16 protein-coding genes are annotated in these 14,855 nt (G+C 71.6%); 5 read left to right on the top strand and 11 right to left on the bottom strand.

What is annotated here, in order from left to right:
* Positions 1 to 53: 53 nt before the first annotated feature.
* The 4 genes from ACIQ6R_RS33890 to ACIQ6R_RS33875 form a co-directional block, all read right to left on the bottom strand.
* Positions 54 to 908 carry an ATP-binding cassette domain-containing protein gene (locus tag ACIQ6R_RS33890; RefSeq protein ID WP_404225620.1) on the bottom strand — a complete coding sequence of 285 codons (855 nt, stop codon included), beginning with the start codon at positions 906 to 908 and terminating at the stop codon, positions 54 to 56.
* Positions 905 to 1,948 carry an ABC transporter permease gene (locus ACIQ6R_RS33885; RefSeq protein ID WP_404225618.1) on the bottom strand — a complete coding sequence of 348 codons (1,044 nt, stop codon included), beginning with the start codon at positions 1,946 to 1,948 and terminating at the stop codon, positions 905 to 907. The genes ACIQ6R_RS33890 and ACIQ6R_RS33885 overlap by 4 nt, the downstream gene beginning before the upstream one ends.
* Complete coding sequence (locus ACIQ6R_RS33880; protein ID WP_404225616.1) at positions 1,945 to 2,949, bottom strand: sugar ABC transporter substrate-binding protein; 1,005 nt, start codon at positions 2,947 to 2,949, stop codon at positions 1,945 to 1,947. Before ACIQ6R_RS33880 ends, ACIQ6R_RS33885 begins: the two co-directional genes overlap by 4 nt.
* Positions 2,950 to 3,203: 254 nt before the next feature.
* Positions 3,204 to 3,941 (bottom strand): myo-inositol degradation transcriptional regulator, encoded by a 738-nt coding sequence (locus ACIQ6R_RS33875; RefSeq protein WP_404172290.1) that lies wholly within the window; start codon positions 3,939 to 3,941, stop codon positions 3,204 to 3,206.
* Between the two features lie 129 nt (positions 3,942 to 4,070).
* On the opposite strand from ACIQ6R_RS33875, the gene ACIQ6R_RS33870 reads away from it, so the two are divergent.
* Positions 4,071 to 5,093: a Gfo/Idh/MocA family oxidoreductase gene (locus ACIQ6R_RS33870; protein WP_404171815.1), complete on the top strand. Its 1,023-nt coding sequence runs from the start codon at positions 4,071 to 4,073 to the stop codon at positions 5,091 to 5,093.
* 73 nt (positions 5,094 to 5,166) lie between these two features.
* On the opposite strand, the gene ACIQ6R_RS33865 is transcribed toward ACIQ6R_RS33870, so the two are convergent.
* Both ACIQ6R_RS33865 and ACIQ6R_RS33860 read right to left on the bottom strand, forming a co-directional pair.
* Entirely contained in the window at positions 5,167 to 5,847 is a 681-nt protein-coding gene (locus ACIQ6R_RS33865; RefSeq protein WP_404171818.1) for a response regulator, read from the bottom strand.
* Positions 5,848 to 6,022: 175 nt separating this feature from the next.
* On the bottom strand, positions 6,023 to 7,273 hold the full coding sequence (locus ACIQ6R_RS33860) for a sensor histidine kinase (RefSeq protein WP_404225615.1): 1,251 nt from the start codon (positions 7,271 to 7,273) through the stop codon (positions 6,023 to 6,025).
* Between the two features lie 179 nt (positions 7,274 to 7,452).
* On the opposite strand from ACIQ6R_RS33860, the gene ACIQ6R_RS33855 reads away from it, so the two are divergent.
* A complete protein-coding gene (locus tag ACIQ6R_RS33855; RefSeq protein WP_404171824.1) occupies positions 7,453 to 7,653 on the top strand; it encodes a hypothetical protein in 201 nt (66 codons plus the stop codon).
* Positions 7,654 to 7,683: 30 nt separating this feature from the next.
* Here the strand turns inward: ACIQ6R_RS33855 and ACIQ6R_RS33850 are convergent, their stop codons facing one another.
* Positions 7,684 to 8,079 (bottom strand): ribonuclease domain-containing protein, encoded by a 396-nt coding sequence (locus ACIQ6R_RS33850; protein WP_404225613.1) that lies wholly within the window; start codon positions 8,077 to 8,079, stop codon positions 7,684 to 7,686.
* Between the two features lie 86 nt (positions 8,080 to 8,165).
* Positions 8,166 to 8,780, bottom strand: coding sequence for a dihydrofolate reductase family protein (locus ACIQ6R_RS33845; protein ID WP_404171829.1), 615 nt, complete (start codon positions 8,778 to 8,780; stop codon positions 8,166 to 8,168).
* A 133-nt stretch (positions 8,781 to 8,913) separates the two neighbouring features.
* Here ACIQ6R_RS33845 and ACIQ6R_RS33840 point away from each other — a divergent pair, with 133 nt between their 5' ends.
* Positions 8,914 to 9,684: a 3-oxoacyl-ACP reductase family protein gene (locus ACIQ6R_RS33840; RefSeq protein ID WP_404171832.1), complete on the top strand. Its 771-nt coding sequence runs from the start codon at positions 8,914 to 8,916 to the stop codon at positions 9,682 to 9,684.
* A gap of 301 nt (positions 9,685 to 9,985) precedes the next feature.
* On the opposite strand, the gene alc is transcribed toward ACIQ6R_RS33840, so the two are convergent.
* The gene (gene alc, locus ACIQ6R_RS33835; RefSeq protein WP_404171835.1) at positions 9,986 to 11,116 is read right to left on the bottom strand and encodes an allantoicase; all 1,131 of its coding nucleotides are present in this window, start codon (positions 11,114 to 11,116) and stop codon (positions 9,986 to 9,988) included.
* Positions 11,117 to 11,178: 62 nt separating this feature from the next.
* Positions 11,179 to 12,516: an allantoinase AllB gene (allB, locus tag ACIQ6R_RS33830; protein ID WP_404225611.1), complete on the bottom strand. Its 1,338-nt coding sequence runs from the start codon at positions 12,514 to 12,516 to the stop codon at positions 11,179 to 11,181.
* Between the two features lie 234 nt (positions 12,517 to 12,750).
* Here allB and allR point away from each other — a divergent pair, with 234 nt between their 5' ends.
* Complete coding sequence (gene allR, locus ACIQ6R_RS33825; protein ID WP_404171841.1) at positions 12,751 to 13,554, top strand: allantoin degradation transcriptional regulator AllR; 804 nt, start codon at positions 12,751 to 12,753, stop codon at positions 13,552 to 13,554.
* Between the two features lie 21 nt (positions 13,555 to 13,575).
* Here the strand turns inward: allR and ACIQ6R_RS33820 are convergent, their stop codons facing one another.
* Positions 13,576 to 13,890 carry a DUF5955 family protein gene (locus tag ACIQ6R_RS33820; protein ID WP_404225609.1) on the bottom strand — a complete coding sequence of 105 codons (315 nt, stop codon included), beginning with the start codon at positions 13,888 to 13,890 and terminating at the stop codon, positions 13,576 to 13,578.
* A 198-nt stretch (positions 13,891 to 14,088) separates the two neighbouring features.
* On the opposite strand from ACIQ6R_RS33820, the gene ACIQ6R_RS33815 reads away from it, so the two are divergent.
* Positions 14,089 to 14,688: an NTP transferase domain-containing protein gene (locus ACIQ6R_RS33815; protein WP_404171847.1), complete on the top strand. Its 600-nt coding sequence runs from the start codon at positions 14,089 to 14,091 to the stop codon at positions 14,686 to 14,688.
* The last annotated feature ends 167 nt before the right edge of the window (positions 14,689 to 14,855 follow it).

Raw genomic sequence — 14,855 nt, 5'->3', positions numbered from 1 at the left:
ATGGGACAGGGGGTGGCGTGAACGGTTCGTCGCCGGGTGCGGGTGCGTCGTGGTCACTCGCGCCCACGCGGCGGAGCCGCGAAATACACAGCCCCGCGCCCCTGGGTGCGCTGCAGCTCGTGGCGTAGACCGTCCAGCTCGTTCCCGCCTGCCATCTGCCTCGTCAGCTCGTCCAGGGTGATGTCCTCACGTTCGTGGTTGCCCACCATCGTGCCCCTCTTCAGGAGCACGAACCTGTCGCCCACCAGGTACGCGTGGTGCGGGTTGTGGGTGATCAAGACAACACCCAGACCCTGGTCGCGTGCCGCCGCCACATACTTCAGGACGACGCCTGACTGCTTCACGCCCAGTGCCGCCGTCGGCTCGTCCAGTACCAGGACCTTCGCGCCGAAGTACACCGCGCGGGCGATCGCCACGCACTGGCGTTCGCCGCCGGAGAGGGTGCCGATCGGCTGGTCGACGTCGCGCAGGTCGATGCCCATGCGCAGGAGCTCCGCGTGGGTGGTGCGGCGCATGTGGTCGACGTCCATGCGCTTGAACGGGGCGACGCCCTTGCGCGGCTCGGAGCCCAGGAAGAAGTTGCGCCAGACCGGCATGAGGGGGACGACGGCCAGGTCCTGGTAGACGGTGGCGATGCCGCGGTCCAGGGCCTCGCGCGGGGAGGAGAGGCGGGTCTCCTCCCCGTCGAGGCTCAGGGTGCCGCCGTCGTGCCGGTGCAGCCCGGAGATGATCTTGATGAGGGTCGACTTGCCGGCGCCGTTGTCGCCGAGCACGCAGGTGATCTCACCGGCGTGGACCTCCAGCGAGACGCCTTCGAGGGCGCGGACGTTCCCGTAGTTCTTGCTGACGTCGGACAGCTCGACGAGCGCCGTGCGGCTGCGCGGCGTACCGCTTTCGGTCTGCGTCACTTGGTGGCCTCCGCGCGCTTGCGGACCCAGGCGTTGAGCAGGGTCGCGAGGAGCAGCATCGCTCCGAGGAAGAACTTGAACCAGTCGGGGTTCCACTCGGCGAAGACGATGCCCTTGCTGGTCATACCGAAGATGAACGCGCCGACCGCCGACCCGACGGCGCTGCCGTAGCCGCCGGTGATCAGACAGCCGCCGATGACGGCGGCGATGATGTAGATCAGCTCGTTGCCCACGCCCTCGCCGGACTGGACGACGTCGTAGGAGAAGAGCAGGTGCTGGCCCGAGATCCAGGCGCCGAGGCCGACGCCCATGTAGAGGCCGATCTTGGTCTTGTCGACCGGGACGCCCACCGCGCGGGCGGCGTCCTTGTTGCCGCCGACGGCGAAGATCCAGTTGCCGGCACGGGTGCGCAGCAGGATCCAGCTGGCGACGGCGACCAGGGCGAGCCACCACAGGATGGTGACCTTGAAGCCGACGCCACCGATGGTGATCGTGGAGGCGAAGACCTCGCGGGCGGATTCGAAGCCCTCCATGTCGGCGATGGTCTTGGTGGAGACGGTGCCGTCGATGAGCTTGGTGAAGCCGAGGTTCATGCCGGTCAGCATGAGGAAGGTACCCAGCGTGATGATGAAGCTGGGCAGCTCGGTGCGGGTGAGCATGAAGCCGTTGAAGGCGCCGATCGCCAGGGTGACCAGCAGGGAGACACCGACACCGACCCAGACGTTGGCGGTCATCTGGTAGCTGAACATCGACGACACCAGGGCCGACGAGGTGACCATGACGCCCGCGGACAGGTCGAACTCGCCGCCGATCATCAGCAGCGCCACCGGGACGGCCATGATGCCGATCGTGGAGGCGGCGTAGAGGACCGTGCTGAGGCTGGTGGCGCGCAGGAAGCTGTCGGCGAAGAACGCGAAGAAGACGAAGACGGCGATCGCGCCGACCACGGATCCCAGCTCGGGACGGCCCAGGAGTCTCCGCAGCGGAGAGGTCTGCAGAATCCTTTCGTCAACGACCGCCACGTCCGTGCCCGCGCTCATCGGGTGCCCCGCCTGGTGTAGTCGGCCAGCTCGGCGGCGTCGTCCTTGGTGATGATCTGCGGACCGGTGAGCACCGGCCGGCCGCCGCCGAGGACGTCGGCGTTGTACTTGTACAGCCACAGCAGGTCGACCGCTTCGTAGCCCTGGAGGTAGGGCTGCTGGTCGACGGCGAAGCCGAGGGTGCCGTCCTCCAGTCCGGCGGCCACCTTGGCGTTGAGGTCGAAGGTGTCGATCTCGGCCTTGCTGCCCGCGCCCTGCTTGGCCTTCACGGCGGTGTCGGCGTAGGGGGCCCCGAGGGTGACCACGGCGTCGACGGCCTTGTCGGTCTGCAGCTTGGCCTCGATGGCGGACTGCACGTCCGGCATGCTGGTGCCGTTGACGTAGAGCCGCTGGACCTTGCCGTCGAAGGTCTTCTCGACGCCGTCGCAGCGCTGCTCGTGGCCGACGTTGCCCTGCTCGTGCAGGACGCAGATCGCCTTCTCGCGCCCGCGCTCGTTCAGCTCCTCGCCGACCGCCTCGCCGGCGACGGTCTCGTCCTGACCGACGTGGGTGAGGGCGCCGAACTCCTTGGACTCCGCGGAGCCGGAGTTCACGGTGATCACCGGGATGCCGGCCTTCCGCGCGCGGTCCAGGGCGGACTTCATCGCGGTGGGCTTGGCGAGCGTGACGATGATCCCGTCGACCTTCTTGTCGATGGCCGCGTTCACGAGCTGGGCCTGCTGCTGGGCCTCGTCGTCCTGGGAGTACAGGAAGTTGATGTTGTCCTTCACCGCGGCCTGCTCGGCGCCGCTCTGGACGATGTCCCAGAACGAGTCGCCGTCACCCGAGTGAGTGATCATCGCGAAGGTCCAGCGGGGCGTGTCCACCGCCGCCTTCCCCTGGACCGACGCGGCCTTGCGGGCGTCCTCGGCGCGCTTGCCGCCGGTGCTGCTGCAGCCGGCCAGGGACACCGACAGTGCCCCTGCCAGCGCGATGCCCACCCATGTCCGAAACCGTGCCACGAGGCCGTGCCCTTCTTGCTGTGCCGTGCTGTGCGTGCCGGGGCTCCGCGGGAACCCCGGCCGGGTTCTCGAAACCCCAAACGCCCCATTGTCCGACATGGCAATCGATCACTCGGCGCCGGGGAGCAGGCGTCGGTCACATTGTCCGGACATTGGCACGAACTCGCACGGCGCGCCGCGCGGGGAGCCGCAGGCGCGCCGCAGGCGAGCCGCGCGGGAACCGCACGGCGCCCCGGGCCGCCGGTCGGCGCAGGTCAGGACCGTACGAGTAGCTGGAACTCGAAGGAGTAGCGGGACGGCCGGTAGGTGTGCGTGCCGAACTCGACCGCGCGTCCCGTGTCGTCGAACGTCGTGCGCTCCATGGTGAGCAGGGGGGCGCCCTCGGCCTCGCCGAGCCGCTCGGCCTCGTCGGTGGTGGCGGCGCGGGCGCCGATGGACTGGCGGGCGCTGTGCAGCGTGATCCCGGCGGCGCGCATCAGCCGGTACAGGCCGGTGGCCTCCAGCTGCTCGGTGGCCAGGTCGACGAGACCGGGCGGCAGGTGGTTGCACAGGTACGCCATTGGCTCTCCGTGCGTCAGCCGCAGCCGCTCCACCCGGTGCACGTCGCTGTCCTCGGCGACGCCGAGCGCGGCGGCGACCTCGGCGGTCGCCGGGACGACTGTGTTGACCAGGACCTTCGTGGCCGGACGCTGGCCCGCCGCCTCCAGGTCGTCGTAGAGACTGCTGAGTTCGAGCGGGCGCTTGACCTTGCTGTGCACGACCTGGGTGCCGACGCCCCGACGGCGCACCAGCAGACCCTTGTCGACGAGCGACTGGATGGCCTGGCGGACGGTGGGCCGGGACAGGCCGAGCCGCGCGGCGAGCTCGATCTCGTTGCCCAGCAGGCTGCCGGGGGTCAGCGCGCCGTGCTCGATCGCCGCCTCCAGTTGCTGCGACAGCTGGAAGTACAGCGGCACGGGGCTGCTGCGATCCACGCTGAGGTCCAGCGACACGGTGGGGTCCACTTCTGGTTTCGGCACGGGCCGAGCGTAGCTCCGTGCGCAGTTGACGGGAAGTTGTGTAGTTCGATTGTCCGGACATACGCATTGACAGCGCGCGGGCTGTGAGCCCACTTTGATTCCATGCGCATCGGGGTCATCGGAACGGGCCGCATCGGCACCGTTCACGCCAACACGCTCAGCCGTCATCGCGACGTCGGATCCCTGATCCTCACGGACGCCGACATCGCGCGGGCCCAGGATCTGGCCCACCGGCTGGGCGAGACGGCGGCACCAGGAGTGGACGAGATCTTCCAGTGGGGCGTGGACGCCGTGGTGATCACCACGGCGACGCCGGCCCACGCCGAACTGATCGGTCGGGCAGCACGCTCGGGTTTACCGGTGTTCTGCGAGAAGCCCATCGCCCTGGACCTGCCGGGCACACTGCAGGCCATCGCCGAGGTGGAAGCCGCCGGGACGATCCTGCAGATGGGGTTCCAGCGCCGCTTCGACGCCGGCTACAAGGGGGCCCGTGAGGCGGTACGGTCCGGGCGGCTCGGCAGGCTGCACACCGTCCGGGCGGTGACCAGCGACCAGGCGCCGCCGCCGGCCGCGTATCTGCCGCAGTCCGGCGGGCTCTACCGGGACACGCTCATCCACGACTTCGACATCCTGCGCTGGGTGACCGGCCGGGAGATCACCGTCGTCTACGCCGCCGGGTCCGACGCCGGGCCGCCGATGTTCCGCGCCGCGGACGACGTGGACACGGGCGCGGCGCTCCTCACTCTGGACGACGGCACGCTGGCCACGGCGACGGCGACGCGGCTGAACGGCGCGGGGTACGACGTGCGCATGGAGCTGGCCGGGGAGCTGGACCAGATCGTCGTCGGCCTGGACGACCGTACGCCGATCGCCTCGACGGAACCCACCGGACCGCCGGCCGCGGACAAGCCGTGGACCGGTTTCGTGGAGCGGTTCGGTCCCGCCTACGAGGCGGAACTGGCCACGTTCGTGGAGGTCGTGCGCGGCGAGCGGGCCAACCCGTGCGACGGGCGCGAGGCACTGCAGGCGCTGCGGATCGCCGAGGCCTGTGAGATCTCCCGGCGCGAGCGCAGGCCGGTGCGGCTGGCGGAGGTGCCGGGCGCCGAGGCGTCCGTGGCGGGGTGAGCGGCTTTCCGATGCCCGCTCTTCCCGACAACGCCCGTGCCTCCCGTTCCCGAACGACGCCTGTACCTCCCGGCTAGGGCCCGTCCTCCCCGTCCTCGTCGAGCAGCCCCGCGTCGTAGACCAGCAGGGCCACCTGGACCCGGTTGTCGAGGTCGAGCTTGGCCAGGATGCGGGAGACGTGGGTCTTGACGGTGGCGACGCTCATGAAGAGTTCCGCCGCGACGGCGGCGTTGGCCATGCCCCGGCCGACCGCGACGGCGACCTCGCGCTCACGGTCGTTCAGGGCGCTGACGCGCTCACGCGCGCGCGTACGCCGGGTGTCGGCGGCGGTACCGGCCGCGTGCTCCATCAGCCGCCGGGTCACGGCGGGCGACAGGACGGGGTCGCCCGCCGCGACCTTGCGCACCGCGTCGAGGATCTCCGCGGGCGGGGTGTCCTTGAGGACGAACCCGGCGGCGCCCACGCGCAGGGCTCGCAGCACCTGCTCGTCCGCGTGGAAGGTGGTGAGCACGACCACCTGCGGGGCGTCCGGGCGGCCCCGCAGCCGCTCGGTGGCCGTCAGGCCGTCCACCACCGGCATCCGGATGTCCATGAGGACGACGTCCGGGCGGGTGCGGTCGACGAGCGCCTCGATCTCGTCGCCGTCGGCGGCCTCACCGACGATCTCGACGTCTTCGGCGCCGCCCAGCATGAGGGAGAGCCCGGCCCGCACCAGCGGGTCGTCGTCGACGAGGAGCAGTCTGATCGCAGTCATGACCCTTACGAAATCACGGTTGGCGGCAGGCGATTCGGGTCCTTCGGCGACTGCGACCGCTTCGGCCACTTCGACGGGTTCGGCCACTTCGACGGGTTCGGCCACTTCGGCCACTTCGACGGCTTCGGCCACTTCGACGGCTTCGGCGACGGCCGTCCGTGCGCCGGCCCCCGGCTCACCCCCACGGCAGCCGTGCCCGCACCTCGAAGCCGCCCTCCGGCGTGGGGCCGTGCTCCAGGGTGCCGCCCGCGAGTGTGGCGCGCTCGGTCAGCCCGATCAGGCCCTGCCCCGAGCCGGGCACGTGGGGCACCTCGCCCTCGGGCGGCGCGTTGCGCACGGACATGGCGAGACCCTCGCCCGGCGCTCCGGTGACGGAGACGGTGACCTCGGCGCCTGGGGCGTGTTTGCGCGCGTTGGTCAGGGCCTCCTGGGCGATGCGGTAGGCGGTGCGGCCGACGGAGGCGGGCACGGCGGCGGGGTCCGTGACGCGGCCGGCGAGGGCGACCTTCGTGCCGGCCTCCCGGGACTCGGCGACCAGCGCGTCCAGTGCCGCGAGCGTCGGCTGGGGGCGGCCCGCGTCGTCGGACTCCCCGGCGCGCAGGACGCCGATGATCTCCCGCAGGTCCTGGAGGGCCTCGTGCGCGCTCTCGCGGATGACACCGGCCGCCCGCGCCACGTCCTCGCGGGGCGCGTCGGGCCGGAACTCCAGGGCGCCCGCGTGGACGCTGAGCAGCGTCAGCCGGTGCGCGAGGACGTCGTGCATCTCACGGGCGATGGCCTCCCGGGCCAGCCGTTGCGCCTGCTCGGCCCGCAACCGCGCCTCCGTCTCGGCGCGTCGGGCCCGGTCGCGCAGGCTGAGCAGGAGCCGGCGCTTGGACCGCACGAGCAGGCCCCATCCGACGACCGCGATCGCGAGCAGCAAGGCGATGGCGAGCGACGCCAGGTAGGGCAGGCCGGGTTCCGGGCGCATCCAGTAGTACAGGGGTGTCACGGCGAGACTCGCTCCGCCGACCCAGGCCACGTACCGGAAGGGCCGGTGTACGGCGAGCGTGAACAGGGAGGCGAGGACGGCGCCTCCCGCGGTGGCCGAGACGAGGGAGACGGGCACCATCACCACGGCCAGCCCGACCGGCCACCGGCGCCGGAGCCAGACGGCGGCGCAGGCCAGGGCGCCGACCACCTGGTCGGCGGCCTCCCTCGGCGGTGAGAGGCCCGGCTCCTCCTGGAGGGCGTCGGCTGCCAGCAGGCCGATGACGACCGCGAGCAGGAAGCACGCGAAGTCGACGATCCAGTCGCGCGCGGTGCGCCGGGGCCGCCCGCCGGGCCGCCGCGGTTCCGGGTACAGATCCTCGACCAGCGCCGCCGGCAGCACCCAGCGCCGCCTCTCGAAGGCGGGGGGTGTCGTGGCCTGCTTGTCACTGTTCACAGTCGACAAATCTACGCAGCGACGGCTGACGCGACGGCCGGGAGGACGGGATCAGCGACCAAAGTCGCGGGACCGGCGACTTTCGGCGCGCCGGGTCGCACAGGACGGCGCCTTCCGTCGGACAGGGCTCGCCCCGCGGCCGATGTGTGTGGGGGGACCGCGGGGCGAGAGTCGGGGGCATGAAGGAATTGCTGGAGTTCCTGGGCCTGATGGCCGTGATCCAGGGCGTGGCGGGCCTGGTGCACGAGTTCACCGACTGGAACTGGGGCCTGGTGCAGCGGATCGGTCCCCTCGATGGTTACGAGGTCTACGCGAGTGCCGTGCTGCTCGCTCTCGGCGGCGCGCTGTTCGCCGCCGCCGAGAGCCGGAAGTCAGGGTGAGCCGGGCCCCGGACCCTGTGTGCGCCGCCTTCAGCAGCCGTGGTCGACGAGGTCGAACGAGGCGTAGTGGTCGGCCGTGTAGTAGTCCTCCTGGGCGGCGTCGCCGGTGACGATCCGGCGGGCACCGCGCGTGTCGGAGCCGGGAGTGATCACCGTGTACTCGTGGTAGTAGCCGGTGGTCCGGCTGGGCAGGATGCCCTCCCTGTTCTGGAAGACGGTGCCGTCCTGTTCGAAGGGGTAGGGACCGCCCTGCTCGATCAGGCCGAGCGTGTCGTGCGCCTGCGAGGGCAGGTCGCTGTAGCAGATGTCACCGACCGCCGCGGGGGCGGCGCCCGCCGTGGTCGCGGAGAGGGTGCCGCCCACCAGAAGGGCGGACAGGGCTGCGGCTGCCGCACCGAGCCGAGCGGCGCGTGGAGGGAATCGCATGCCCTCATGATGACGCGCGTAGACAGTGGCATGTCAATGACAAGGCCGTGGAGTTCACCGGGAGGTCATATGTGTTTTCGGCGAGTTCACAGCTCGTACGAGCCGTACTCGGGGCGCCCGGCCAGGTCGTACGACTGGATGGAGACGCCCGCGGCCGTCACCCGCCCGCCGGTGTGCCGGAAGGCCGTCGGCAGGGCGCCCTCCACGAAGAGGCGGCGCCCGGCACCGAGCACCACGGGGAAGGTCAGCAGGTGGACGGTGTCGACGAGGTCGAGCGCCAGCAGCGAACCCGCGAGGGCTCCGCTGCCGTGCACCTGGAGCTCTCCGTCGGTGCGCTCCTTCAGCGCGGTGACCTCCTTGGCCAGGTCGCCGCCGAGCACGGTCGTGCCCGCCCAGCCGGGGTCGGTGAGGGTGGTGGAGGCGACGTACTTCGGCAGACCGTTCAGCTTGGACGCGACGGGGTCGGCCGGGTCGGTCATCTTCGGCCAGTACGAGGCGAAGATGTCGTACGTGCGGCGGCCGAGGAGGAACGCTCCGACGCGGCCGAAGACCTCGTCGACGAACCGGCCGAAGTCCTCGTCGCCGTACGGAACGCTCCAGCCGCCCTGCTCGAAGCCGTCGCGGGTGTCCTCCCGGGGCCCGCCGGGGGCCTGGTAGACGCCGTCGAGGGTGAGGAACGTGGTGAGTACGAGCTTGCCCATGAGGGGTGCCTGCTTTCCGGTGCCGTCGTTTCGCTGTCGATGGATCAGACTCCGCCGGCGCCCGCGACTCATCGGTCAGGTCGACGTCCGTTCACCGCCAGCGTGCGGGAGCCCGGCCCGCTGGGATGGACCCATGAACACGAACACGGAGACACTTGCTCAGCCCTCGGCGCCTCTGACCGGCCGGAGGGCCCTGGTGACGGGCGGCAGTCGCGGTATCGGCGCGGCGACCGCGCTGCGGCTGGCGAGAGAGGGCGCCGACGTCGCCTTCACCTATCTGAACGGCAAGGACGCGGCCGAGGACGTCGTACGGGCCGTCGAGGCGCTGGGGCGACGGGCGGTGGCCCTGCGGGCGGACTCCGCCGACGCCGGCGAGGCGGCCGGGGTGGTGGAGCGGTCGGCGCAGGCGCTCGGCGGACGCCTCGACGTGCTGGTCAACAACGTGGGCATGGGCCTGCTCGGCCCATTGGAGGGCATGTCGCTCGCCGACGTCGACCGGCTGCTGGCCGTGAACGTCCGCGGGGTGTTCCTGACCTCGCAGGCGGCCGCGTCGCACATGTCCGAGGGCGGCCGGATCATCACGATCGGCACCTGCATGACCCAGCGGGTGCCCGGACCGGGCGGGACGCTGTACGCGACGAGCAAGTCGGCGCTGATCGGGCTGACCAAGGCCCTGGCCAGGGAGCTGGGCCCGCGGGGGATCACGGCGAACATCGTCCACCCCGGGCCGATCGACACCGACATGAACCCGGCGGACAGTCCCTACGCGGACGGGCAGGCGGCCCTGACGGCGCTGGGCCGCTTCGGCACGGCGGACGAGGTCGCGTCGACGGTGGCGTACCTGGCGGCTGCCTCGTACGTCACGGGCGCGGAGTTCGCGGTGGACGGCGGGCACGCGGCGTGACGGCGGGCACGCGGCGCCGGTGACGCGCCCGCCGGCGCACACACGCGCGGGCGCACCGGCGCTGTCACACGCGCGGGGCGCACCGGTGCTGTCCAGCCGGTGCGCCCCGCGGGTCATGGAGGGCCGGCCGCCCCGTTCCGGTGGGGCGGCCGGTCCGTTGGTGGGTCGGCCGCCGAGTTCCTGGTGGGCCGGCGGCCGGTCCGCGATCAGGTCAGCCGCCGAGTCCCTGGTGGCAGGCGGCCGGTCCGCTGACGGGTCGGCCGTCCAACTCCCGGTGACCGGCGGCCGGTCCCCTGTCGAGTCAGCCGCCGAGTTCCTGGTGGCGGGCGGCCAGGTGGGTCGCGCCGTCTTCCGTCAGGGAGCCGAACAGGCGCAGGCGGGAGATGCCGCCGTCGGGGAAGATGTCCACGCGCGCGTGGGTGCCGACGGCCGCCTCGGGCAGGACGAAGCGGTGGTCGGTGTCGGGCTGCATGCGGGTGCGCGGCAGGACCTCGCGCCACTCGCCGGACTCGCCGTCCTTCACGGACACCGACGCCCAGCCGGCCGAGTTGCCCTTCAGGTACGCCGTGTCGATCTCGATCGCGCGGATCTGGACGCGGTCCACCAGGCGGTAGCTGATCCAGTCGTTGCCCTGGTCGCGGCGGCGGCGGGTCTCCCAGCCGTCGTCCATCTTGCGGGAGCGGCCCGGCTGGATGGTGTTGGTGGCCGGCGAGTAGAAGAGGTTGGAGGCGTCCTCGACCTGGCCGCCGTTCTCCAGGGCGACCACGTCGAAGGTGCCGAGGGCGGTGAGCCACGCCGGGTCCGGGACGACCTCGCCGTACACGCGCAGGCGGGCGATGCCTCCGTCCGGGTGCTGCTTGAGGCGCAGGTGGGTGAAGCGCTGCTCGGCGGAGACGGAGAAGCCGTTGGCCGCGTGGCCGCCGACCGCGGTGCGCGGGACGAGGGTCGTCCACTTCACGTCGTCCGCGAGCAGCTCCTCCGGCGACGGGGAACCGGCGACCGAGGCGGCCTCGACGGAGACCGCCTGCGGGTAGTTGCCGCGGAAGTGGGCGGTGTCGACGACGATGCCGCGGATCACGCCGGGCGCGCCGAGGCGGATCAGCGCCCAGTCGTGGTCGTCCTCGGTGGGCCAGGGGTGCTCGGCCGACGCGCCGCGCCGACGGCGGGTCTCCCAGCCGTCCATGACCTTGCCCTTGTGCCCGAAGTGCTCGGGGTCGAACTCGGCGGGCTCGGGCACCAGCAGGTTCTCTCGCTGGGCGAAGAACTCGTCGTTGGCGGCGACGACACCCGCGCCGAGCTGCCGGTCGGCAAGGTTGGCGTACTGGGTGAAGGGGAGGTCGGCGGTGCGGTAGTCGGCGTACGGGTCGCCGCCTCCGTAGGGGTTCGCGTCTCCGGTGAAGCTGGCCAACGAGGGGTTCTGCTGGGCCGTCACGGTGATCAGGTGTTCCTTTCGGGGTCGTTCGAGGTGATCTGGATTCAGGGGGTCCGGACGGTTCAGGTCCGGGTGAGGAGCTGTCCCTTCGGCTCGGTGAACGCGCCGTCCGCCACGACGCGCCGTCCGCGCAGCCAGGTGGACTTCACGACGCCGTACAGGGTCTTGCCCGCGTACGCGGTGACGCGGTTGCGGTGCTGGAGGGCGGCCGGGTCGACGGTGAAGGTCTCGTCGGGGGCGAGGATCGCGAAGTCGGCGTCGTGGCCGGCCGCGATGGCGCCCTTGCGTCCGTCGAGTCCCACCTGGCGTGCCGTGTTCGCGGACATCCAGCGCACGATGTCCTCCAGCCCCAGACCGCGCTCACGAGCCTTGGTCCACATGGCGGGCAGGCTGAGCTGGAGGCCGGCGATGCCGCCCCAGGCGGTGGCGAAGTCGTCGGTCTTGAGGTCGGCGGTGGACGGCGAGTGGTCGGTGACCACGCAGTCGATCATGCCGTCCGCCAGCGCCTGCCACAGCAATTCCTGGTTGGCGGCCTCGCGGATGGGCGGGCAGCACTTGAACTCGCTCGCGCCGTCCGGCACTTCCTCGGCGGTGAGGGTGAGGTAGTGAGGGCACGTCTCGACGGTGACCTGTACGCCCTCGGCGCGGGCCTCGGCGATCATCGGCAGGGCGTCGCTGGAGGACAGGTGGAGCACGTGCACGCGCGCGTTGAGCCGCTTGGCCTGTGCGAGGAGCGTGGCGATCGCGGTGTCCTCGGCGTCGCGGGGGCGGCTGGCGAGGAAGTGGGAGTACTTCGGACCGCCCTGCTGCGGGGCCGCGGCCAGGTGGTGCGGGTCCTCGGCGTGCACGATGAGCAGGCCGTCGAAGGCCGCGATCTCCGCCAGTGACCGGGCGAGCTGCTCCTGGTCGAGGGGCGGGAACTCGTCCACGCCCGACGGCGACAGGAAGGCCTTGAAGCCGAAGACCCCGGCCTCGTGCAGCGGACGCAGGTCCTTGACGTTGTCGGGCAGGGCGCCGCCCCAGAAGCCGACGTCGATGTGCGCCTTGTCGGCGGCGACGTCGCGCTTGGTGCGCAGGTTCTCGACCGTGGTGGTCGGCGGGATGGAGTTGAGCGGCATGTCGACGAGGGTGGTGATGCCGCCGGCCGCGGCGGCGCGGGTGGCGGTCCAGAAGCCCTCCCACTCGGTGCGGCCGGGGTCGTTCACGTGCACGTGGGTGTCGACCAGGCCGGGCAGGACGACGTGGTCGCCGACGTCCTCCAGCCGGGCGCCCGCCGGGACGGGGGCGTCGTACGGCAGGACCGCCGTGATCTTCTCCCCGGACACCGCGATCGACGCGGCGCGTATCCCCTCGGGAGTGATGACGCGCGTCGAGCGCAGCACCAGTTCAGCTTCGGACACCCGGACCTCACTTTCTGCCGCAGATTTCAACGTTCTGTTGAAGAAGTCTTCATTCCCGCCTCCGAGCCGTCAAGAGGCACCCTTTGTGCGGGCATGCCCAGCGGGCACACCCTGGACGTTTCCACAAAGCGGAATTAGAATTCCAGCAAGCAGAACGTAGCTACGTACAAGCCGGTAGTCAACCGGCCGCCGGGTACGCTTCTTTCCTCCCGCCAGCCCCGAAAGGAACGTGCCGTGCCGACGTCCAGCGCCAGCACCACCGACTCCGCCAGGTCCGCCACAGGCGGCGTCCAGTCCCTGGAGCGCGCCTTCGACCTGCTCGAACGGATGGCGGACGCGGGCGGCGAGGTCGGACTCAGCGAGCTCTCCGCGAGCAGCGGACTGCCGCTGCCGACCATCCACCGCCTGATGCGCACCCTCGTGGCCTGCGGATACGTACGCCAGCAGCCCAACCGCCGCTACGCGCTCGGCCCCCGCCTGATCCGCCTCGGCGAGTCCGCCGCCCGGCTGCTCGGCACCTGGGCCCGCCCGCACCTGGCCCGCCTGGTCGAGGAGACCGGCGAGACGGCGAACATGGCACTGCTCGACGGGGACGAGATCGTGTACGTCGCACAGGTGCCGTCCAAGCACTCGATGCGCATGTTCACCGAGGTCGGCCGGCGCGTCCTGCCGCACTCGACGGGCGTCGGCAAGGCGCTGCTCGCGGACTTCCCGGCGGACGAGGTGCGGGCCCTGCTGGGCCGGACCGGCATGCCGGCCGCGACCGACAAGACGATCACCACGCCGGACGGCTTCATCGCGGCGCTGGAGGACGTGCGGCGCCAGGGGTACGCGATCGACGACAACGAGCAGGAGATCGGCGTGCGCTGCCTGGCCGTCTCCGTGCCGAACTCCCCCACCGCGGCGGCGATCTCGATCTCCGGCCCGGCCGGCCGGGTCACGGAGACCGCGACCGACCGGATGGTGCCCCTGCTCCAGCAGGTGGCGGCGGAGCTGTCGGAGGCCCTGCTCACCTCGAACGGCAACCCGACCGCGTGACGCGGCCCGTCGTCGGGGGACTCAGCGGCGCGGGGGGTCGCCGAACAGTTCCACGGCGTGACGGACCTCCGTCAGCCCCCGGGACAGGGCGCTGACGGAGCCGATCGCACCGGCTATCAGCAGCAGGGCGCGGTGCAGCCGCGCCACCTCGGGGACACCGTGGCTCGTCATCGCGGCGAGGTCGGCCAGTTCGTCCTCGGCGATGGCCCGGTCCGGAAAATCGGCGGGCAACAGGGCGAGCTGGCGGCGCAACCGGGACACCGCGGTCCGCAGTGCCGCCACCCTCACGTCCTCGTCACCCACGGTCACTTGCCTCTGCCCCAAGCTCCGCAACACAGCCCTCCCCCTCGCACCCCGTCGTGCGCCCCTACGTGGTGATCGCGCCGAGCGCCCCCTGCCACTGGTCCGGCGCCGGGGACGCGGGCCAGTAAACGCCACCCCGCACCGGACGCGCCACCACGCGGACCGAATTTCAGTCTCCCGAAACCCCGCGCACGCCGGAGCGTTTGGCGGGCGGTCAGGTATGCAGGACGCATGACGGAGAACGAAGTCCAGGTAGCGGGGCTGCTGCTCGCCGCCGGGGGTGGGCGGCGACTCGGCGGACGCCCCAAGGCACTGCTCGAACACCGCGGACATCCACTCGTCGAACACGCGATCGCCGCGTTGCGCACGGCCGGTTGCGCCCGCGTGCACGTCGTGCTGGGGGCGCGCGCCGAGGCCGTACGTGCGCGGGCGGCGCTCGACGGGTGCGTCGTCGTCGACAACCCCGACTGGGAGCAGGGCATGGGGTCGTCTCTGCGCGCCGGGCTCGACTCGCTGGCCGGGACGGGAACGCGGGCGGCCCTGGTCTCCCTGGTGGACCAGCCCGGCATCGGCGCCGAGGCGATGGCGCGGGTGCGCGGCGGGTTCCGGGACGAGACCTCCCTCGTGTCGGCGGCGTACGCGGGCGCGCGCGGCCACCCCGTCCTCCTCGGCGCCGACCACTGGGCGGGCGTGATGGCGACTGCCACCGGGGATCGGGGGGCACGCGGCTACCTGAGGCAACACATGGCGGAGATCACGCTCGTCGAGTGCGGGGACGTGGCGCGGCCGGACGACATCGACACCGAGGCCGACCTGCGCCACCTTGAGTGAGGGGGGTGGCACTGGGCGCCACTGTCCCTCGACTCAGAGAATCTCGACGTCAACAAACCATTGAAGTTCCACAATGAGGAAACTACTATCCACTGACCAGAAGCACTCGACCGCACAGCGAGTGCGCTATGCCCCCATACGCGCCCCCTGGCACCCGGTGCCACCGC

The organism is Streptomyces sp. NPDC096048 (genome assembly GCF_044763415.1).
Lineage (GTDB): Bacteria > Actinomycetota > Actinomycetes > Streptomycetales > Streptomycetaceae > Streptomyces.
The sequence above is the reverse complement of the archived record's forward strand: the minus strand, read 5'-3'. Positions and strand labels throughout refer to the sequence as shown.